The 20,415-nt window shown below is 64.7% G+C and carries 16 protein-coding genes; 15 read left to right on the top strand and 1 reads right to left on the bottom strand.

Annotated elements, in window-relative coordinates:
• The first annotated feature begins 98 nt into the window (after positions 1-98).
• The 8 genes from metK to truB all read left to right on the top strand — a co-directional run bounded on the left by metK (position 99) and on the right by truB (position 10,098).
• Entirely contained in the window at positions 99-1,271 is a 1,173-nt protein-coding gene (gene metK / locus ABGM93_RS13275) for a methionine adenosyltransferase (protein WP_321500157.1), read from the top strand.
• A 72-nt stretch (positions 1,272-1,343) separates the two neighbouring features.
• Positions 1,344-2,030, top strand: coding sequence for a tRNA (guanosine(46)-N7)-methyltransferase TrmB (trmB, locus tag ABGM93_RS13270; RefSeq protein ID WP_321500155.1), 687 nt, complete (start codon positions 1,344-1,346; stop codon positions 2,028-2,030).
• Between the two features lie 362 nt (positions 2,031-2,392).
• Positions 2,393-2,950, top strand: coding sequence for a ribosome maturation factor RimP (gene rimP, locus ABGM93_RS13265; RefSeq protein WP_321500152.1), 558 nt, complete (start codon positions 2,393-2,395; stop codon positions 2,948-2,950).
• Between the two features lie 211 nt (positions 2,951-3,161).
• Entirely contained in the window at positions 3,162-4,925 is a 1,764-nt protein-coding gene (gene nusA / locus ABGM93_RS13260; protein WP_321500149.1) for a transcription termination factor NusA, read from the top strand.
• Positions 4,926-4,951: 26 nt separating this feature from the next.
• Complete coding sequence (locus tag ABGM93_RS13255; protein WP_321500146.1) at positions 4,952-5,584, top strand: RNA-binding protein; 633 nt, start codon at positions 4,952-4,954, stop codon at positions 5,582-5,584.
• A gap of 50 nt (positions 5,585-5,634) precedes the next feature.
• Positions 5,635-8,331 (top strand): translation initiation factor IF-2, encoded by a 2,697-nt coding sequence (infB, locus tag ABGM93_RS13250; protein ID WP_321500144.1) that lies wholly within the window; start codon positions 5,635-5,637, stop codon positions 8,329-8,331.
• A gap of 198 nt (positions 8,332-8,529) precedes the next feature.
• On the top strand, positions 8,530-8,961 hold the full coding sequence (gene rbfA, locus ABGM93_RS13245; RefSeq protein ID WP_321500142.1) for a 30S ribosome-binding factor RbfA: 432 nt from the start codon (positions 8,530-8,532) through the stop codon (positions 8,959-8,961).
• A 183-nt stretch (positions 8,962-9,144) separates the two neighbouring features.
• Positions 9,145-10,098, top strand: a complete 954-nt coding sequence (gene truB, locus ABGM93_RS13240) for a tRNA pseudouridine(55) synthase TruB (protein WP_321500140.1) — start codon at positions 9,145-9,147, stop codon at positions 10,096-10,098.
• Positions 10,099-10,105: 7 nt separating this feature from the next.
• Here truB and ABGM93_RS13235 read toward each other — a convergent pair whose 3' ends face one another.
• Complete coding sequence (locus ABGM93_RS13235; protein WP_321500138.1) at positions 10,106-11,296, bottom strand: ROK family transcriptional regulator; 1,191 nt, start codon at positions 11,294-11,296, stop codon at positions 10,106-10,108.
• 387 nt (positions 11,297-11,683) lie between these two features.
• On the opposite strand from ABGM93_RS13235, the gene ABGM93_RS13230 reads away from it, so the two are divergent.
• The 7 genes from ABGM93_RS13230 (at position 11,684) to ABGM93_RS13200 (ending at position 20,405) form a co-directional block, all read left to right on the top strand.
• Positions 11,684-12,631 (top strand): carbohydrate kinase, encoded by a 948-nt coding sequence (locus tag ABGM93_RS13230; RefSeq protein ID WP_321500135.1) that lies wholly within the window; start codon positions 11,684-11,686, stop codon positions 12,629-12,631.
• 37 nt (positions 12,632-12,668) lie between these two features.
• Complete coding sequence (gene zwf, locus ABGM93_RS13225; protein ID WP_319772337.1) at positions 12,669-14,132, top strand: glucose-6-phosphate dehydrogenase; 1,464 nt, start codon at positions 12,669-12,671, stop codon at positions 14,130-14,132.
• Positions 14,129-14,812, top strand: a complete 684-nt coding sequence (pgl, locus tag ABGM93_RS13220; protein ID WP_321500132.1) for a 6-phosphogluconolactonase — start codon at positions 14,129-14,131, stop codon at positions 14,810-14,812. Before zwf ends, pgl begins: the two co-directional genes overlap by 4 nt.
• A gap of 59 nt (positions 14,813-14,871) precedes the next feature.
• Positions 14,872-16,677, top strand: a complete 1,806-nt coding sequence (edd, locus tag ABGM93_RS13215; protein ID WP_321500130.1) for a phosphogluconate dehydratase — start codon at positions 14,872-14,874, stop codon at positions 16,675-16,677.
• Positions 16,678-17,151: 474 nt separating this feature from the next.
• Positions 17,152-18,465 carry a sugar ABC transporter substrate-binding protein gene (locus tag ABGM93_RS13210; RefSeq protein WP_321500125.1) on the top strand — a complete coding sequence of 438 codons (1,314 nt, stop codon included), beginning with the start codon at positions 17,152-17,154 and terminating at the stop codon, positions 18,463-18,465.
• A 234-nt stretch (positions 18,466-18,699) separates the two neighbouring features.
• Positions 18,700-19,572 (top strand): sugar ABC transporter permease, encoded by an 873-nt coding sequence (locus ABGM93_RS13205; protein ID WP_321334746.1) that lies wholly within the window; start codon positions 18,700-18,702, stop codon positions 19,570-19,572.
• Positions 19,573-19,574: 2 nt separating this feature from the next.
• Positions 19,575-20,405 carry a carbohydrate ABC transporter permease gene (locus tag ABGM93_RS13200; RefSeq protein WP_319772342.1) on the top strand — a complete coding sequence of 277 codons (831 nt, stop codon included), beginning with the start codon at positions 19,575-19,577 and terminating at the stop codon, positions 20,403-20,405.
• Positions 20,406-20,415: the final 10 nt, after the last annotated feature.

Below are 20,415 nucleotides of genomic sequence, written 5' to 3'. Positions count from 1 at the left end.
GCTTGACCTTGGGCCCAATCCCTGCAACCTCCTCATGCCTCCCGGCGGGCGGCCGCTTGCCGGGTTTTCAGCACTATTTTCCCAGAAGGACCGTGACATTGGCCCGCAAAGACTATCTCTTCACCAGTGAGTCGGTGTCTGAAGGACACCCCGACAAGGTTTGCGACCGTATCTCCGATACGATCGTGGACGCCTTTCTCGGCGCCATGCCCGAGGCGCGCGTTGCGTGCGAAACCCTGGCAACGACCAACCGGATCGTGATCGCGGGCGAGACCCGCGGACCGGAAGAAATCACACATGAATATCTCGCGCATCTGGCGCGGCTTGCGGTGAAGGATATCGGCTACGCGCAGGATGGTTTTCACTGGGAGACCGCCGACGTCGCGGTGCATCTGCACTCCCAGTCCGCCGACATCGCCCAGGGCGTCGACAGCGCCGGCAACAAGGATGAAGGTGCGGGCGATCAGGGCATTATGTTCGGTTATGCCTGCCGCGAGACCGAGGAGCTGATGCCGGCTCCGATCCAGTTCTCCCACAAGATTCTCCAGACCCTGGCGGACGTTCGCAAGTCCGATCCGAACTCCCCGCTCGGCCCCGACGCCAAGAGCCAGGTCACGGTGAAATACGCCGATGGCAAGCCGGTCGGCATCACCTCCATCGTGCTTTCCACCCAGCATGTGGATGCCTCGCTCTCACCCAAGGACGTGCGCGCGATCGTCGAGCCGCATATCCGCAGCTCCGTGCCCGAGGGCTGGATTTCGGCTGACACTGTCTGGCACGTCAACCCGACCGGCAAGTTCGTCATTGGCGGACCGGATGGCGACTGCGGTCTGACAGGCCGCAAGATCATCGTCGACACCTATGGGGGCGCAGCACCCCATGGCGGCGGCGCCTTCTCCGGCAAGGATCCCACCAAGGTGGACCGCTCCGCGGCTTATGCCGCGCGCTATCTCGCCAAGAACGTTGTCGCCGCCGGTCTTGCGGACCGTTGCACGATCCAGCTTTCTTACGCTATTGGGGTCTCCGAGCCGCTGTCGGTCTATGTGGACCTGCACGGCACCGGCGAGGTTGAGGAAGCGAAGCTGGAGAAGGTCCTGCGCGAGGTGATGAACCTGACGCCGCGCGGCATTCGCGAGCATCTGCAGCTCAACCGTCCGATTTACGCCCGTACCGCCGCCTATGGTCACTTTGGCCGTACGCCCGATGCGGACGGCGGCTTCTCCTGGGAGAAGACCGATCTGGTCGACGCCATCAAGGCGGCCGTGGCCTGAAGACACGGCGTGTGAACACGATGCGGAAAGCCGGCCCCAGCGGGTCGGCTTTTCGTGCATGATGAAGACACCATGAACGACACTTACGAAGGCGCTTTTTTCGGACGGCGCAAGGGCAAGGCGCTGAGGTCGGGACAGGCCGGGCGCATGGCGGACCTGCTGCCGAAGCTCGCCATTGATCTGAACGAGCCGACCCCGCAGCGTCTCGACACGCTGTTTCCCCGCAGCGTGAAGGAGATCACGCTGGAAATCGGCTTTGGCGGCGGCGAGCATCTCATCCACCGCGCCACCGAGACCCCCGATGCCGGGTTCATCGGCGTGGAGCCCTTCATCAACGGCATGGCCAAGGCGCTGTCGGCGATCGAGACCGGCGGGCTGGACAATATCCGGCTCTATAACGACGATGCCATCAATCTGCTGGACTGGCTGCCGGACGCCTCGCTGGACCGGGTCTATCTGCTCTATCCCGATCCCTGGCCCAAGCGTCGCCACTGGAAGCGCCGGTTCGTCGGGCCGGAAAATCTGGATCGGATCGCCCGCGTTCTGAAACCCGGCTGCGAGTTCCGCTTTGCCAGCGATATCGATACCTATGTCGACTGGACCCTGCGCCACCTGCGCGCCCATGACTGTTTCGAATGGACCGCGGAGCGCGCAGCAGACTGGCTGGAGCCCTGGCAGGGCTGGCCGTCCACCCGTTATGAGGCCAAGGCTTACCGGGAAGGGCGGCGCGGCTACTACCTGACGTTCCGTCGCCGGTAGGCTGGTTGACCCGCCGCAAAACGGGGCGCTTGTGCCGCCCGAGGTGACGTTGTCTGGCCACGATGGCACTTCCGGGCTTGCGTCTGCGGCGTATTTGACTATAGTCCGCCCAAGTTCAAATTCTCCATCGGCCAATACGGGCAGTTAGAGAGTGGGTCCCGCCGGGTCCCGCTCTTTTTTGTTAGGCTGACCCGCCACACGTGGCGACAGGCATTGCGGACCGCGCCGGATCGGGCGAAAGGATCGCTGCTTTTCCCGAAGGCCCGGCCGGGCCCTGAGGGTTCGGTCTGGCCCGAAACCGGATGCCGATGGAAGACACTGCGAAGACACACCGGCCCGGCCGGCCGTGAAAAAGAGGTGCCATGTCCGAGAACGCCCCGCGTATCGTTGTAGAAAAGGGTCTGGATGCCCGCATCGCTGCTCTTGCCGAGCCGGTGATCGAGGATCTCGGCTTCCGCCTCGTGCGGGTTCGCTATTCGGGGCTGAACGGTGGCACGCTGCAGATCATGGCCGAACGTGCCGACGGCACGATGAATGTCGAGGGCTGCGAAGCCATCAGCCGGGCGCTTTCGCCGGTGCTGGATGTGGAAGATCCGATCTCCGGGGCCTATAATCTGGAAATCTCTTCGCCTGGCATCGACCGCCCGCTGGTGCGTGCGGAGGATTTCGACCGCTGGTCGGGCCACGAGGCGCGCATCGAGATGGACATGCCCCATGACGGGCGCAAGCGGTTCCGCGGCATCCTGCTGGGTGTGCGCGAGGAGACCGCTGGCGTGCGCATTCCCGATGCTCCTGCCGACAAGCCCGACACCTACTGGGTCCCCATGGCGGACATCGCGGAGGCCAAGTTGATCCTGACCGACGCGCTGATCGCGGCCGCCCAGAGTGCGGGCGTGGCCCCCGAGGGCAGCGGGAACTGAACGGATAACCGTCGCGAGCGCGCGGCAGGAATTGAACGGATAGCCGCCGCGAGTGCGCGGCGGGCGCGGAAGAATTTTCGCGGCATGGCGACGCCGGGTTCGGCGGGGACGTGCCGGAAGGGCCGGAGCCGGTGGGCTCCGGGCATGACGAAGAGGCAAGCAATCGCGGGACCCGAGGGCAGAGACCCTTCGCGATGCAAGGAGAATGACGATGGCTGTCAGTGCGAACCGCCTGGAATTGCTGCAGATTGCGGACGCCGTTGCCCGCGAGAAGGTGATCGATCGTCAGATCGTCATCGAGGCGATGGAAGACGCGATCCAGAAGGCCGCACGCTCGCGCTATGGATCGGAAACCGAGGTCAAGGCGGAGATCAACCCCAAGACCGGCGAAATCCGGCTTCAGCGACTTCTGCAGGCGGTCGAGACGGTGGAGAACGTCTCCACGGAAATCTCGCTGGATGAGGCCCGTGCCCGCAATCCGGAAGCGCAACTCGGCGATTTCATTTCCGAGCCCCTGCCGCCGCTGGATTTCGGTCGCATCGCCGCCCAGTCTGCCAAGCAGGTCATCGTCCAGAAGGTGCGCGAAGCCGAGCGTGATCGCCAGTATGACGAATTCAAGGACCGCATCGGCGAGATTGCCAATGGCGTGGTCAAGCGTGTCGAATACGGCAATGTGATCGTGGACATGGGGCGCGCCGAAGCCATCGTGCGTCGCGATGAATTGATCCCGCGCGAGGCGTTCCGCACTGGCGATCGCATCCGTGCCTACATACATGATGTGCGTCGCGAGCAGCGCGGTCCGCAAATTTTCCTGTCGCGTACGCATCCGCAGTTCATGGCCAAGCTGTTCGCGCAGGAAGTGCCGGAAATCTACGACGGCATCATCGAGATCCGCTCGGTTGCCCGTGACCCGGGCTCGCGCGCCAAGATCGCTGTGATCTCGCGTGACAGCTCCATCGATCCGGTCGGCGCCTGCGTCGGTATGCGCGGTTCCCGCGTTCAGGCGGTCGTCGGCGAGCTTCAGGGCGAAAAGATCGATATCATTCCGTGGAACCCGGACGCGGCGACCTTCATCGTCAACGCGCTCCAGCCTGCGGAAGTGGCCAAGGTCGTGCTCGACGAGGATGCCGAGCGCATCGAGGTTGTGGTTCCGGACGATCAGCTGTCGCTGGCCATCGGTCGTCGCGGTCAGAACGTGCGTCTGGCCTCCCAGCTCACCGGCTGGGATATCGACATCATGACCGAGGCCGACGAGAGCGAGCGTCGCCAGAAGGAATTCGCCGAGCGCAGCCATCTCTTCACCGAGGCGCTGAACGTCGACGAGATGGTCGCGCAGCTGCTGGCTTCCGAAGGCTTCTCCTCGGTTGAGGAAGTGGCCTATGTGGATCCGGACGAAATCGCCTCCATCGAAGGCTTCGATGTGGAGACGGCAGAGGAGCTCCAGGCCCGTGGCCGCGAGCACCTGGAAGAACTGGAAGCCAAGCTCGACGCAGAGCGCCGTGAACTGGGCGTGGCGGACGAGCTGCGTGACATTGACGGCATCACCACCGCGATGATGGTGGCGCTGGGCAAGGACGACATCAAGACGATCGAGGATCTCGCCGGTTGTGCGACCGACGATCTGATCGGCTGGAGCGAACGCAAGGACGGCGAACTGACCCGCTTTACCGGCGCGCTTACCGGCTTCGATCTCTCCAAGGCGGAAGCCGAGCAGCTGATCATGCAGGCGCGTGTGGCGGCTGGCTGGATCTCTGCGGAGGATCTGATCGTCGACGAGCCGGAAGAAGAGCTCGAAGACGAGATCGAGACGGAGGAGGCCGGTGAGGACTTCTTCGCCGCCCCGCAAGAGGCGGACCGCGATCCGAATGCTGCCGAGGCGCTGGAAGCTGCCGAGGCGATGTTCTCCGCGCCGGCCTCCGATGCCGGTGACGCGGACGAGGTCGAGGCGGAGAGCGAAGAGGAAGACGCGCGCTGAGCGCAGGATCGGGCCGGGAGGTCGTGATGTCCCGTCGATCCGGGTCTGGCAAATCTGAGCCGACGGAGCGCCAATGCGCGGTAACGCGCGAGGTTCGCCCCGTCGATGAAATGATCCGTTTCGTGCTGGCGCCGGACGGATCGGTCGTCGCGGATCTGAAGCGAGAGCTTCCGGGCCGCGGCGTCTGGGTGAGTGCGACGCGTCACTGCGTCGAGACGGCTAAGAAGAAGCGGGTCTTTTCCCGTGGCTTCAAGTCCGATGTGCGCGTCGAGCCCGGCCTTGCGGATCGTGTAGAGGAACGTCTCTATGCGCATGCGCTGGGAGCTCTCGGGCTGGCCCGCAAGTCGGGCGCAGTGATAACCGGCTTCTCCAAGGTTGAGGCCGTATTGAAGAATGGCGATCTCGCCGCGCTGGTGCATGCATCGGATGCGGCGGAAGACGGAATCCGCAAGCTCGCCGCCATCCGGGTGGCGCGTTTTGGACCGGACAGCGGCCCCCCGGTCTTGCGAATGTTCACCTCAAGTCAAATGGATTTGGCATTGGGGCGGGCAAATGTGATACATGCTGCAATTCTCGCGGGCCGGGCGAGCAGAAGTTTCATGGCGTGCGCTTGCGCGCTGGACAGGTTCCGGGCAGATTCCGCCGCAACGAACGCATGACCGACGGATGTTAGGGCGCCCGCAGCGGCGGCGCAGGACTGAAGGCAAGAATGAGCGATACCAAAGACACCGGCGACAAGACGATTCCCGTAGAGCGGAAGAAAACGCTGTCCCTCTCCCGTAGCGTGGAGCAGGGGACCGTGCGGCAGAGCTTCTCTCATGGGCGGACGAAGCAGGTTGTCGTCGAAAAGAAGAAACGTCGGATGATGCCGCCGGGCGAACAGCCCGCAAAGAGCGAAGCCGCTCCGCAGGCAACTCCGCAGGCAGCCCCGCAGGCTCCTCAGGCTCCCAAGGCAGCGCCGCAGGCCCCCAAGGCCGAGCAGCAGCCCAAGCGTCCGGCTCAGCAGAACCGGCAGCGCCCGGGTGGCGGCGGCGGTCAGAACAAGCAGCAGCGTGGCGGCGGTAACGTCCTGCGTACGCTGACGGCTGACGAGGCGGCCGCACGTGCCGCCGCGCTTCGCCAGGCCCAGGTGCGCGCCGTCGAGGAGCGCAAGCAGGCCGAGGAAGACGCCAAGCGTCGGGCTGAGGAAGAAGCCAAGCGCAAGGTTGAGGAAGAGGCGCGCCGCAAGGCCGAGGAAGCCGAAGCCAAGCTGCGCGCCGAGGAAGAAGCCAAGCGCAAGGCAGAAGAAGCCGCCGCAGAGGCCGCCAGGCCGAAGCAGGCCGCGCCTGCTCCGCAGGCCGAGGCCCCGGCTGCTCCTGCAAGGTCTGACGACAGGGCTCCGGCCGCAGCGCCCGCGCCGCGTCAGGCCGCGCGCCCCGCGGCAGGCGATGCCGATCGTGCCCCTGCCCGCACCGCCAAGCGCGGCGCGGTCAAGCCGGCCGTGCCCGCCAACAAGCCGGCGCCGCGGACCGATGATCGTCGCAAGTCCAAGCTGACCATCAATTCCAATTTCTCCGATGACAACCAGCGCGGCCGCTCGCTTGCAGCGCTGCGCCGTCGCCGCGAGAAGGAAAAGCGTGCCGGCCAGCAGGTGGTGCGCGAGAAGGTGATGCGCGAAGTCATCATCCCGGATGCGATCACCATCCAGGAACTGGCCAACCGCATGTCCGAACGCGCCGTTGACGTCATCAAGTTCCTGATGAAGCAGGGCCAGATGATGAAGATCAACGATGTGCTCGACGCCGATACGGCGCAGCTCATCGTGGAAGAAATGGGCCACACGGCCAAGCGCGTTTCGGAGTCCGACGTTGAAGAGGGCCTCTTCTCAACCGTCGACGATGACACGAACCTTCATCCGCGTCCGCCCGTGGTCACGATCATGGGTCACGTCGATCACGGCAAGACCTCGCTGCTTGACGCGCTTCGCAAGGCCAATGTGGTCTCCGGCGAAGCTGGCGGCATCACGCAGCATATCGGCGCCTACCAGGTCGACAAGAACGGTCAGAAAATCACCTTCATCGATACCCCGGGCCACGCGGCCTTCTCCGCGATGCGTGCCCGTGGCGCCAAGGCGACCGATATCGTCATCCTTGTGGTGGCGGCGGATGACGGTGTCATGCCGCAGACCAAGGAAGCCATCGCCCACGCTCGCGCGGCCGATGTTCCGATCATCGTGGCGATCAACAAGATCGACAAGCCGGGCGCGGACGCCAACCGTGTGCGCACGGAACTGCTCAACGACTCCATCGTCGTGGAATCGATGGGCGGTGACACGATCGAGGTCGAGGTCTCCGCGAAGGAAGGTACCAATCTCGACAAGCTGCTGGAGATGATCCTGCTGCAGTCGGAAGTGCTGGAGCTGCAGGCCAACCCGGATCGCACCGCGGAAGGCACGGTCATCGAAGCTCAGCTCGACAAGGGCCGCGGCCCCGTGGCGACCGTGCTGGTCCAGAAGGGTACGCTGAAGGTCGGCGACATTCTGGTCGCCGGTTCCGAATGGGCCCGTGTGCGCGCCATGCTCGACGAGAATGGCAACCAGGTGAAGGAGGCTCCGCCCTCCAAGCCGGTCGAGGTCCTGGGCTTCCAGGGCACACCGGAAGCCGGTGATCTGGTCGCGGTGGTTGAAAACGAATCCCGCGCCCGCGAGATCGTCGACTACCGCCAGCGCCAGAAGCGCGAGAAGGCGTCCCTCACCGCGGCTGGCAGCCGTGGCTCGCTTGAGCAGATGATGAACCGTCTGCAGGAGAAGGGTAAGAAGGAAGTCTCGCTGGTCATCAAGTCCGACGTGCAGGGCTCTTCGGAGGCCATCGTCGGCGCGCTCGATGCGCTCGGCACCGACGAAGTGGCGGCCCGTGTGCTGCATGCCGGTGTCGGCGGCATCACCGAAGCCGACGTCACGCTGGCGGCGGCTTCCAACGCTCCGATCATCGGCTTCAACGTCCGCGCCAACAAGCAGGCGCGCGAGGCGGCCGAACGCGAGGGCATCGAGATCCGCTACTACGCGGTCATCTACGATCTCGTGGACGACGTGAAGGCGACGATGTCCGGACTTCTCTCGCCGGAACGCCGCGAGACGTTCCTCGGCAATGCCGAAGTGCTGCAGGTGTTCGACATCTCCAAGGTCGGCAAGATCGCCGGCTGTCTCGTCACCGAGGGCGTGGTGGAACGCGGCGCGGAAGTGCGCCTGATCCGCGACGACGTGGTGGTCCACGAAGGCAAGCTCGGCACGCTCAAGCGCTACAAGGACGACGTCAAGCAGGTCGCGTCCGGCCAGGAATGCGGCATGAACTTCGAGAACTATCACGACATGCGTGTCGGTGATGTGATCGAGTGCTTCCGCGTCGAGCAGATCGCCCGCAGCCTCTGAGGGGCCGCGGCTGTGTGACAAGGCGGACCGGACCTTTCTGGCCCGGTCGCCGACGATGTCCAGGAAATTGGCTGGCGCGGCTGTGCTTACGGAGGGCAACTCGGTCTCCGCACAATGCGCAGGGCGCCGGACCAGACGAAAGATCCCGGCGCCGGTGTGGTTCGATCCCCGCCGGCGTCCTCGTATTGGAAGAACATCATGAGCCGGTTCAAGGACGAGGCGCAGGGCATGCCCTCGCAGCGCCAGTTGCGCGTAGGCGAATTGCTGCGCAAGGAACTGTCGGAAATCCTCTCGCGCGGAGACGTGCGCGATCCCGTTCTGGAAACGCATGTCATCACCGTTCCGGAAGTGCGCGTGGCGCCCGATCTCAAGCATGCCACCGTTCTGGTGATGCCGCTGGGTGGTCTCGACGCCAAGGCGGTGGTCGATGCGCTGGGTCGTCATCGCAAATATCTGCGCGGTCAGGTGGCGCGCCGCATGACCATGAAGTACATGCCGGAGCTGCATTTCCGCCTCGATACCCGTTTCGATGACGACGACCGCATCACCCAGCTCCTCCACCGCCCCGAAGTGGCGCAGGATCTGGATGAGGGCGCACGCGACGACGACGAGACCGACAACGACGCATGAGGACGGCGCCGCGGCTCCTGTCGCGGCATCGAGGCTCACGCCTGACCGGTGCGCGGATGTGCGCCGCAAAGGGGCATTGCGCTCGCCTGAGCGCGAACGGGCCGGACCCGGTCTTCCCCTTTCTCTTCAAGTTTCACGATCAGATCCCGGCGGCCTGTCCGCCCCAGACAACAAGCGGCATCCATGAAGCGGCAGCAGCAGAAGAAGCGTCCCAAGTTCGATATCGATGGCTGGCTCGTTCTCGACAAGCCCATCGGCCTCACCTCCAACGACGCGCTGTCGCGGCTGAAACGGCTGTTCCATCCAAAGAAGGTTGGCCACGCGGGCACTCTTGATCCGGCGGCCTCCGGCTGCCTGCCGATTGCTTTCGGCGAGGCGACCAAGACGGTTCCCTATGTCATGGATGGCCGAAAGGTCTATCGCTTTGCCGTGCGCTGGGGTGAGGAAACGGACACGGACGACACCGAGGGAACGGTGATCGATACCTCCGATGTGCGCCCCGAGTCGGATGATATCCGCGAGATCCTGCCGGAATTCACCGGCACCATCGAGCAGATCCCGCCGAAATTTTCCGCCATCAAGATCGGCGGCGAGCGCGCCTATGATCTGGCCCGCGAGGGGGCTGAGGTGGAGTTGCAGGCCCGCGAGATTGACGTGCACCGGCTGGATCTCGTTGAGACGCCGGATGCCGACACCGCCGTTTTCGAGACCGAATGCGGCAAGGGTACTTATGTGCGCGCATTGGCGCGGGACATGGGCCGGCGTCTTGGCACCTGCGGCCATGTGGTGGAGCTGCGCCGCCTTCTGGTCGGACCCTTCGGCGAAGAGGACATGGTGACGCTGGAAGAGCTGGGGCAAGCGGTGGAAGAGGCGGAAACGCCCGTCGCCGCGGCCATGGAAGAGCTGATGCCGGTTGAAACCGCGCTTGAGGCGCTAAACGAAGTGGCGGTCAACCGCAATGACGAGGCACGCCTGCGCCGCGGTCAGGGCATCCTCATGCGCGGCCGCGATGCGCCGGTGCTGGGGGGCGAGGTCTTCGTCACCTGTCAGGGCCGCCTTGTGGCCATCTGCACTGCGGAACGCGGCGAACTGAAGCCGCGCCGGGTCTTCATGATCGGGGCGGAAAGCCAGGACTGAACGCGCGTCAGGCCCCGCGCGCGCCTGAGCGCACCAACAGGTCGGTATCGGGCGAAAAGCGCGCCTCCATCGGCAACAGGGCCGCGCCCATGACGCGGGCCATGGGGCCGATGCTGCCCGCCACAACCCGGGTGGGGGAAAGGCCGGAGCGGTTGAACCGCTCAAGGCCCCCCTCCAGTTCCCGCGCAAGGCGGTCGCGCCACGCCGCCGGGATCAGCCCGTCCACCACCACGGCCTGAAAATCGATGATGGAAAGCCCGGCCACGACGGCGCGGGTGAATTCCGGCATGGCCGCCGCCAGCCAGTTCTCGAAGATCGGGGTGCCCTCGTCCACGCGTTCGCTATCTCTGAGGACGGCCTGCGCATCGAAGCCGGCCTTTGTCAGCGCGTGTTCCAGATGGAGTCCCGAGGCATTGTGAATGAGCTGCTCGGGGCTGCCCTGCTCGGGCGAGGAACTCACGGGCATGGAGCCGATCGCCCCGGCATTGCCCTGTTCGCCCGCATAAAGCTTGCCGTCCAGAACGATGCCGCCGCCGATGAAGGTGCCCAGATAGACATAGAGGGCGCTGCGCGTGGTGATCGCCGTTCCGGCGATCATTTCCGCCGCGCAGGCCGCTGTCGCATCATTGTGGATGCTGATCGCAAGTCCGGTGGCATCCGCCAGCGCGCGCCGAATGTCGAGCCTGCGCCAGCCGTCGAGAGCGCCGGGCTCAAGCCCCAGTTCCACCGCCCACGCTTCGATCTCTCCCGGCATGGCGATGCCGATGCCAACGACCCGTTCGCGCGCCTGCCTGTCGAGAAGGCCAAGCAGATCGTTGATCTGAGCGATCACGATGGCTTGGGTGCGCTCCGGCATGGGAGCCGCAAACTCTTCCCGGCGGCTGCCGATGATCTCGCCGGTCAGATTGACCAGAATGGCTTCCGTGGAATGCCGTCCGATCTTCACGCCCAGTGAATAGGCCCCGTCCGGATTGGGCGCGATGGGGGTGGAGGGCTGGCCAACCTGTCCGCGCACCTTGTCGCGCTTGAGCGCCAGCCCGTCTTCGATCAGGCGGCTGACGATCACCGAGGACGCCTGACTGGACAGGCCGGTCTCCCGCGCGATCTCTGCGCGCGACAACGCGCCCTGACGGCGCAGCGCCGCCATGATCAGCCGTTCATTATAGGCGCGTAACCCCGCCGTATCGCCGCCCCGCATGACGCCCTCCGTTTCGCCGTTTCTTCAATGCACGCGCTTGGTCGCCATGGTAGACGCCAATTAATACCAAAATCAAAGTGAGTTATTTATTGACAAGCGTGGCGCTTTGTGGCGGTCCTTCGCTGCCGGAAGGCGTGTGGTTGGCCGATAGTCCAAGCATGCGAGATGTGGAGGTCGGGAAAAGAAGGTTGCAGTGTCGCAAAGGCAGGTCTCGTTTGCGCCCTCAGGTATGAGTGAGGGTACTATGCCCGGCTGTGCTGGAAATATCCATCTTTGACCCGAATTGGCTGAAATCTGGGAAACCCCGGCGTTCCGATACGTGCCTCAATCGGCGCTGCGCAACGGGTGGGGCAACGTGGCGCTGTGCGAAGCGCAAGGGAGAGCGGATTGTTTCTGGTTTGCGGCGAGGCCCTTTGGGATCTTTTTGCAAGGGAAGAAGGCTGCGGCCTGACCTTCGATGCCCGCATCGGCGGATCGCCCTTCAACGTGGCGGTGGGGCTTGCGCGCCTTGACGTGCCTGCCGCATTGTTGACGGGGCTTTCCACCGATCCTCTCGGCATCCGCCTGCATGACGTGCTGGCGCGGGAGGGTGTGGAGACGGGCTTCCTGATGAGAACCGCGCGCCCCACGACGCTGAGCCTGGTGGATCTCAGCCCCGATGGAAGCCCGGCCTATACGTTTTATGGTGAGCGCGCCGCCGACCGTGTTCTGGAGCCAAGCGCTCTGCCCGATCTGGAGACCGGCCCTGGCGCGGACGTGTGGGGCATCCATTTCGGGTCCTATTCGTTGGTGGTGGAGCCCGTCGCATCCACGCTGAAGGCCCTGGCTGAGCGGGAAGCGGGACGCAGGCTGATCACGCTCGATCCCAATGTGCGCCTCAATGTGGAGCCGGATCCGGCTGTCTGGCGGTCTCGGATCGAAGCCTTCGTGCGTCATGCCGATGTCGTCAAGGTGAGCGAAGAGGACCTTGATCTGCTTTATCCCGGCGAATCGTACATAGCGATCGCGGCCCAGTGGCGCGATCTTGGTGCGGGCATCGTCATCGTGACGCGCGGCAAGGCGGGCGTCCACGGCTTCGGGTGTGGCATGATGGTGGACGTGGACATCCGCGCCGTGAGTGTCATTGACACTGTCGGCGCGGGCGACAGTTTCCAGGCAGCCCTGATCGCCGCGCTCAAGGATCGCGGCATCGAAAGCCGGTCGAGCCTGCGTGGCCTGGACCATGATCAGTTGGGCGAAATCGTCGCCTTTGCCGTGGAGGCTTCGGCGATTACCTGTACGCGCCGTGGGGCGGACCTGCCCCGGCGCAGCGACTTGGTCGGTATCGGTGCCTGACCGGTGCCGATCCGCATCTTTACGAGGAGATCTCTTGATGGCAGCACGCGTCGTCCCGGTTGATCCGTTTGATCTGGTGGTCTTCGGAGCCACGGGCGATCTCGCCCGCCGCAAGCTGATCCCGGCGCTGTATCATCGCCTGCATGATGGGCAGATGCCGGAAGACGCCCGCATCGTGGGTGTCGCGCGCGCGAAGATGGATCGCGACGCCTTCCGCCGCATGGCCGCCGAAGCCCTGGACGAGTTCGGCGGGGAGGATGCGCGGGACACGGACATCCGCGACCGCTTCCTCAAGACCATCGACTACGTCTCGCTGGATGTGACCAAGCCGGAAGGCTGGGAGAAGCTGAAAGCCGCCCTGCCCGATGGCGCGGACAGGGTGCGGGCGTTCTATCTTTCCGTCGCCCCGCGCTTTTTCGGGGACATCGCGCAAGGCGTCCACGCGGCCGGGCTGACGGACGAACATTCGCGCATCGTCATCGAGAAGCCGCTTGGTCATGACCTTGCCTCCGCCAGCGAGCTCAATGGCGTCTTTGCCGGTCATTTCGAGGAGCATCAGATATTCCGGATCGACCATTATCTCGGCAAGGAGACGGTCCAGAATCTGATGGCGCTGCGTTTCGCCAATGCCTTTTTCGAGCCGCTGTGGAATGCGCGCCATATCGATCATGTCCAGATCACCGTGGCGGAAAAGGTCGGCGTGGAAGGGCGTGGGCCTTACTACGATGGCATGGGCGCCATGCGCGACATGGTGCAGAACCATCTCCTCCAGTTGCTCTGTCTGGTGGCGATGGAGCCGCCTTCGCATTTCGAACCCGATGCGGTGCGCGATGAAAAGCTGAAGGTTCTGCGCGCGCTCGCCCCGCTCACCAACCCGGATGCGCTGGTTCGCGGCCAGTATGGAAACAGCCCCGGATGTCCGTCCTATCTGGAGGATGCGGAGCGCGCGTCCAGCAACACTGAGACCTTCATCGCGCTCAAGGCGGAAGTGGCGAACTGGCGCTGGTCGGGGGTGCCGTTCTATCTGCGCACGGGCAAGCGCATGAAGGCGCGGGTGTCCGAGGTCGCGGTGGTGTTCAAATGTGCGCCGCATTCGATCTTTCCCGCCGCAAGCGGCCGCGCGGCCCAGAACGTGTTGACGCTTCGTCTCCAGCCCGATGAGGCGATCAAGCTTGGCATGACCATCAAGGAACCGGGCCCCGGCGGCATGCGCCTGGCGCCCGCCATCCTCGACATGACCTTCGCCGACAAGCTGGCGGGCTCCAACATGCGGATGCCGGATGCCTATGAGCGGCTGGTGATGGACGTGATCCGGGGTGACCAGACACTCTTCATGCGCGGCGATGAGGTGGAGGCGGCCTGGGCCTGGGTCGATGCGATCACCTCCCGCGTCGACGATGAACCGCCCGCGCTCTATGAGCCGGGTTCCGCGGGCCCGGACGATGCGCTAATGCTGATGCACCGCGACGGTCGCCGCTGGAGGGAGCTTGTGCAGCAATGACCCCGAAAGTCCTCCACTATGTCTCGCGCGATGCGCTTGCCGAAGGGCTCGCCAGCCAGTTGGCCGCCCGGTTGCGGGTGCTGGTGGATGAGCGCGGCGGCGCCCGGATCGCCGTGCCCGGCGGGTCGACCCCCGGCCCGATGCTGGAACGCCTCGGCGCGTCCCGGCTGCCGTGGGAAAAGGTCGTCGTCACGCTGAGCGACGAACGGTGGGTCCCCGACGACAATCCGCGGTCCAACGCAAGGCTGTTGCAGGAAACGCTCCTGAGCGGCGCGGCGGCGCAGGCGCGCTTCGTAACGCTCTATGGCGGACCCGGCGAACCGGAAGAGCGGCTTGGCGCGGTCGGCGAGCGGCTGCTCGCCTCCGCCCTGCCGCTCGATATCGCGGTGCTCGGCATGGGCGTGGATATGCACACGGCCTCGCTCTTTCCCGGCGCAACGGGCCTTGAAGCCGCCCTTGCCGCCGATGCGCCGCCGATCCTTGCAATCCGCACCAAGGAGCAGCCGGAAGCGCGTGTCACGCTGTCGGCCCGCGTTCTGCGCGGGGCGGGCGAGCGTCACATCCTCATCACGGGGGCGGAAAAGATGTCCGCTTACCAAGAGGCGCTGGCAAGTGGCGATCCGCTTGTCGCCCCGGTCTGCGCGGTGCTTGAGGGCGCGACCATCCACTACGCCGAATAGGCCTTGCTGCCGGCAAGGCCGGACCAGACATATCAACCCGACAAACGGGAAGAGATCCGATGGATTCCACGATTTCCACCGTCACGAAGCGCATTCGCGACCGCTCGAAGCAGGCCCGCGCCGCCTATCTGGAACGCTGCCGCCGCGCCGCCGATGCGGGGCCTGCGCGCGCGCATCTGACCTGCGGAAACCTCGCCCATGTCACCGCCGCCTCCGGACCGGACAAGCAGGCGATTGCAGAGGGCTCAAGCGGCAATATCGGGATCATCACCGCCTATAACGACATGCTGTCGGCCCATCAGCCCTTCGCGCGGTTTCCCGATCTCATCAAGCAAGCGGCACGTGCGGAAGGCGGCACGGCGCAGGTCGCAGGCGGGGTGCCCGCCATGTGCGATGGCGTCACGCAAGGGCAGCCCGGCATGGAATTGTCGCTTTTCTCGCGTGACGTGATCGCGCTTGCGGCCGGTGTGGCGCTTTCGCACAATTGCTTCGACGCGGCGATCTATCTGGGTGTCTGCGACAAGATCGTGCCGGGCCTGGTCATGGCGGCGGCGACCTTCGGCCATATCCCGGCAATCTTCGCGCCCGCCGGGCCGATGACCAGCGGCCTGCCCAATGACGAGAAGGCGAAGGTTCGCCAACGGTATGCGGCGGGCGAAATTGGGCGCGACGAATTGCTGAAGGCGGAGATGGCGAGCTATCACGGGCCCGGCACCTGCACCTTCTACGGCACGGCCAATTCCAACCAGATGCTGATGGAATTCATGGGGCTGCACCTGCCGGGGGCAAGCTTCGTCAATCCCGATACGCCCCTGCGTGATGCGCTGACGGCCGCAGCCGCTCGCCGTGCGCTGGCGATCACCGGGCGCGGCAACGCCTTCACGCCCGTTTGCGACGTGTTGGACGAACGCGCTTTCGTCAACGGCCTCGTCGGGCTCAACGCCACCGGCGGCTCCACCAATCTGGTGCTGCATCTTGTGGCCATGGCGCGGGCGGCGGGCATTCATCTGGACTGGCAGGACATGGCGGACATCTCCTCCGTCACCCCGCTCATGGCGCGCGTCTATCCCAACGGACTGGCGGATGTGAACCATTTCAACGCCGCAGGCGGGCTCGGTTACATGATCGGCGAATTGCTGGAGGCAGGGCTGCTGCACGAGGATGTGCGCACCGTGGCGGGCGACGGGCTGTCTCTCTACACGCGCGAGCCGAAATTGCGCGATGGCGAGATCGTGTGGGACGAAGGGGCCTCGGCAAGCGGCAACGCTGCGATCCTGCGGCCCGTCTCCGATCCTTTCCAACCCAATGGCGGCCTGCGCCAGCTGTCCGGAAATCTCGGTCGCGCGGTTATCAAGACATCTGCCGTGAAGCCGGAAAACCACGTGGTGGAGGCGCCGGTGCGGATCTTCCACGATCAGGAAGAGGTCAAGGCCGCTTTCAAGGCGGGCGAATTCGACCGCGACATGGTGGTGGTGGTGCGCTTTCAGGGGCCCAAGGCCAATGGCATGCCGGAGCTTCATTCCCTGACGCCCGCTCTCGGGGTCACGCTCGACCGGGGTCACAAGGTGGCGCTGGTGACCGACGGGCGCATGTCGGGCGCGTCCGGAAAGGTGCCCGCGGCCATTCACGTGAGCCCGGAAGCCGCCGACGGCGGGCCCCTCGCGCGGTTGAAGGACGGCGATGTGGTTCGTCTCGATGCTCAGGCGGGCACGCTTGAGGTACTGGTCGATGCCGCGCAATTCGCAGCCCGCGAACCGGCGCGGCCGGATCTCTCCGCCAATGCGCATGGCATCGGGCGGGAACTGTTTGCGGCCTTCCGCGAGGCGGTCGGCCCGGCGGAAAGCGGAGCGGCGGTCGTCGTCTGACGGCGACTTCCCCCGGCCGCACTCAAGGCTCAGGCAACGCGTTTGTGAAAGGCACGGCGCGCGCAATCCGTGACAGGCCTTCCGGCCCGGCCGCTCTGCGGTCGCGCGGGAAAGGGCGGCTCTTGGAATATGTGCCGTTTCCCTCGCAGCGAGACCGGGTGTGCGTCTAATAGAAAATCAATGTGATTTAATTATAGACAAGCCCATTTCCCTTCTTCATAGTTCCCCTACGTAAGATTGCTTGCGATGGAGGATCGCGAGCGTCGACCGGTCGTGAGGCCTCAGATCCGGGCCCGGCTGTCTGGCCGCCCGGCGGGCCGCATTGCCAGAGACAGGTTTGGGGCACCGGGCCGCGGGTTCGTTGCAACGCCGAAGAAACAAACTGGCCGCAGGGCCGGAAACAGAGGGTCGAAACAATCGGTTTGACGATTGAACCGGCCAAGCGGCGCCCAAGCCGCGGAATGGGAGGAAAACATGACCTGCAAGCCTTGGCTCCTCGGGGCCGTCAGCGCCTGTGCGTTCGCCTTTGCCGCGCATGGCGAAACGATCACGGTCGCCACCGTGAACAATGGCGACATGATCCGCATGCAAAAGCTCGCCGACGCTTTCACCTCGGCGCATCCCGGTATCGAGCTGGAATGGGTGACGCTTGAGGAAAACGTCCTGCGCCAGCGCGTGACCACCGACATCGCCACCGATGGCGGGCAGTACGATGTGCTGACCATCGGCAATTACGAGGTGCCGATCTGGGGCAAGCAGGGTTGGCTTCTGGCGCTGGACAACATGCCCGACGGCTATGACGCGGGCGATCTCCTGCCCGCCATCGCAGGCGGACTGACGGTCGACGGCAAGCTCTATGCCGCCCCCTTCTACGGCGAATCGGCGATGGTGATGTATCGCACCGATCTGGCGGAAAAGGCCGGGATCACCATGCCCGCCCAGCCCACATGGGCCGACATCATGGGCGCGGCGAAAGCGATGACCGACCGCGACAAGGAGATTTACGGCATCTGTCTGCGCGGCAAGGCGGGCTGGGGTGAAAACATGGCGTTTCTCACCGCCATGGCCAATTCCTATGGCGCACGCTGGTTCGACATGGACTGGAAGCCGCAGCTTGACAGCCCCGAATGGAAGGCGGCGCTGGGCGATTATCTCGACATGATGAGCAATTACGGCCCGCCGGGTGCGTCCTCCAATGGTTTCAACGAAAATCTCGCGCTCTTTCAGCAGGGCAAGTGCGGCATGTGGATCGACGCCACCGTCGCCGCTTCCTTCGTGACCAACAAGACCGATTCGGAGGTCGCCGACAGCGTCGGCTTCGCCCAGTTCCCCAACAAGGCGGGCGTGGACAATCACGGCAACTGGCTGTGGTCCTGGAACCTCGCCATTCCGGCCTCCTCCAAGAAAGCGGACGCGGCCAAGGCCTTTGTCGCCTGGGCAACCTCCAAGGCCTATACGGACCTCGTGGCCAAGGAAGAGGGCTGGGCCGCCGCCCCTCCGGGCACGCGCACCTCGCTCTATGAGAACCCCGCGTACCAGGAGGCCGCGCCCTTCGCGAAGATGACGCTCGACACGATCAATTCCGTCGATACGACCCACCCGTCCGTGCAGGAGGTTCCCTATACCGGCGGGCAATTCGTCTCCATTCCGGAATTCCAGGGCATCGGCACGGCGGTGGGGCAGCTTTTCTCAGCCGCTCTTGCCGGGAACATGGACGCCGGTCAGGCGGTTCAGGCGGCGACCGCGCTGGTCGAGCGCGAAATGACCAAGGCCGGCTACATCAAATAGCCGCCCGAGCTGAAGGGCGTCGCCTCGGGCGGAGCTGGCCGGCAGTTGTCGTTGTGGCTACGTCGTGACCGGACATGCCTGCCCTGAGCGGCGCCCGCCTTTCAAGCGCCCTCAGGTCCAGCCCGGCGACACCCTTGCGCGCCCCCGACGATCCTGTTGCGCCCCGAAATGTTCTGTTGCGCCCCGAAATTTCTGGAGCGCCCCAAGGTTTCTGTAGCGATGGAGCAACCGACCATGGCGACAACCCATTCCCGCGCCGCCGCCCGGCTGATGATCTCTCCGGCCGTTCTCCTGCTGCTGGGCTGGATGATCGTGCCGTTGTCGATGACGGTCTATTTCTCCTTCCTGCACTACAACCTGCTCATTCCGGGCGCCCATGATTTCATCGGGCTGGCCAACTACACCTACTTCCTGAGCGATCCCGCCTTCTTCGCCGCGCTCATCAACACGCTTCTGCTGGTGGGCGGGGTGCTGGCGATCACCATCGTGGGTGGGGTTCTTCTGGCGATCCTGCTCGATCAGCCCATGTGGGGGCAGGGCATCGTGCGCATTCTGGTGATCGCGCCCTTCTTCGTCATGCCGACCGTCAGCGCGCTGGTGTGGAAGAATATGTTCATGAACCCGGTCAACGGGCTCTTCGCCAACCTCGCCAAGGGGCTGGGGCTTCAGCCCTTCGATTTTCTGGGTCAGGCCCCGCTCGCCTCCATCATCGCCATGGTGGCTTGGCAGTGGCTGCCCTTTGCGACCCTCATCCTGCTGACGGCGCTCCAGTCGCTTGATCGCGAACAGCTTGAGGCCGCGGAGATGGACGGCGCGGGGCCCTTTGCGACCTTCTTCCACATCACCCTGCCGCATCTGGCGCGCGCCATTACCGTGGTGGTGCTGATCCAGACGATCTTCCTGCTGTCGGTCTTTGCCGAGATCCTCGTCACCACCAATGGCGGGCCGGGCTATGCGACCACCAACATCACCTATCTCGTCTACGCCCAGTCGCTCTTGCAGTTCGATGTGGGCGGCGGCTCCGCAGGCGGCATCGTGGCCGTCATCCTCGCCAACATCGTCGCGATCTTCCTGATGCGGATGATCGGGCGGAACCTGGACATCTGACCATGGCCCGCGCGACCCCGAAACGCCGCAAGGCGATCATGACCCTGCTGGCTTGGGCGGTGGGGTTCCTGATCTTCTTCCCGATCCTGTGGACGGTGCTGACCAGCTTCAAGACCGAAGCCGAGGCCATCGCCTCCCCGCCCTCCTTCATCGGGTTTCACTGGACGCTCGAAAATTACACGGAAGTGCAGGCGCGCTCGAACTACTTCCGCCACTTCATCAATTCGGTGGCGATCTCGCTGGGCTCCACGCTTCTGGGCCTCGCGATCGCGGTGCCCGCCGCCTGGTCCATGGCATTCGTTCCCGGCAAACGCACCAAGGACGTGCTGATGTGGATGCTGTCGACCAAGATGCTGCCGCCGGTCGGCGTTCTGATCCCGATCTACCTGATCTTTCGCAATCTGGGCCTGCTGGACACGCTCCCCGGCCTCATCGTGGTGCTGATGCTGATCAACCTGCCGATCATCATCTGGATGCTCTTCACCTATTTCCGCGAGATACCCGGCGAAATCCTGGAAGCAGCGCGCATGGACGGGGCGGGCCTCAAGGCCGAGATTCTCTATGTCCTGACACCCATGGCGGTGCCGGGCATCGCCTCCACGCTGCTGCTCAACATCATTCTGGCGTGGAACGAGGCGTTCTGGACACTGAACCTGACAGCGGCCAAGGCGGCGCCGCTGACGGCCTTCATCGCCAGCTATTCCAGCCCGGAGGGCCTGTTCTACGCCAAGCTCTCCGCCGCCTCGACCATGGCGATTGCGCCCATTCTGATCATGGGCTGGTTCAGCCAGAAGCAACTGGTGCGCGGGCTGACTTTCGGCGCCGTGAAATAGGGGGAGAGGC

This window comes from Breoghania sp., assembly GCF_963674635.1.
In the GTDB taxonomy this organism is placed as follows: Bacteria; Pseudomonadota; Alphaproteobacteria; order Rhizobiales; family Stappiaceae; genus Breoghania.
The sequence above is the reverse complement of the archived record's forward strand: the minus strand, read 5'-3'. Positions and strand labels throughout refer to the sequence as shown.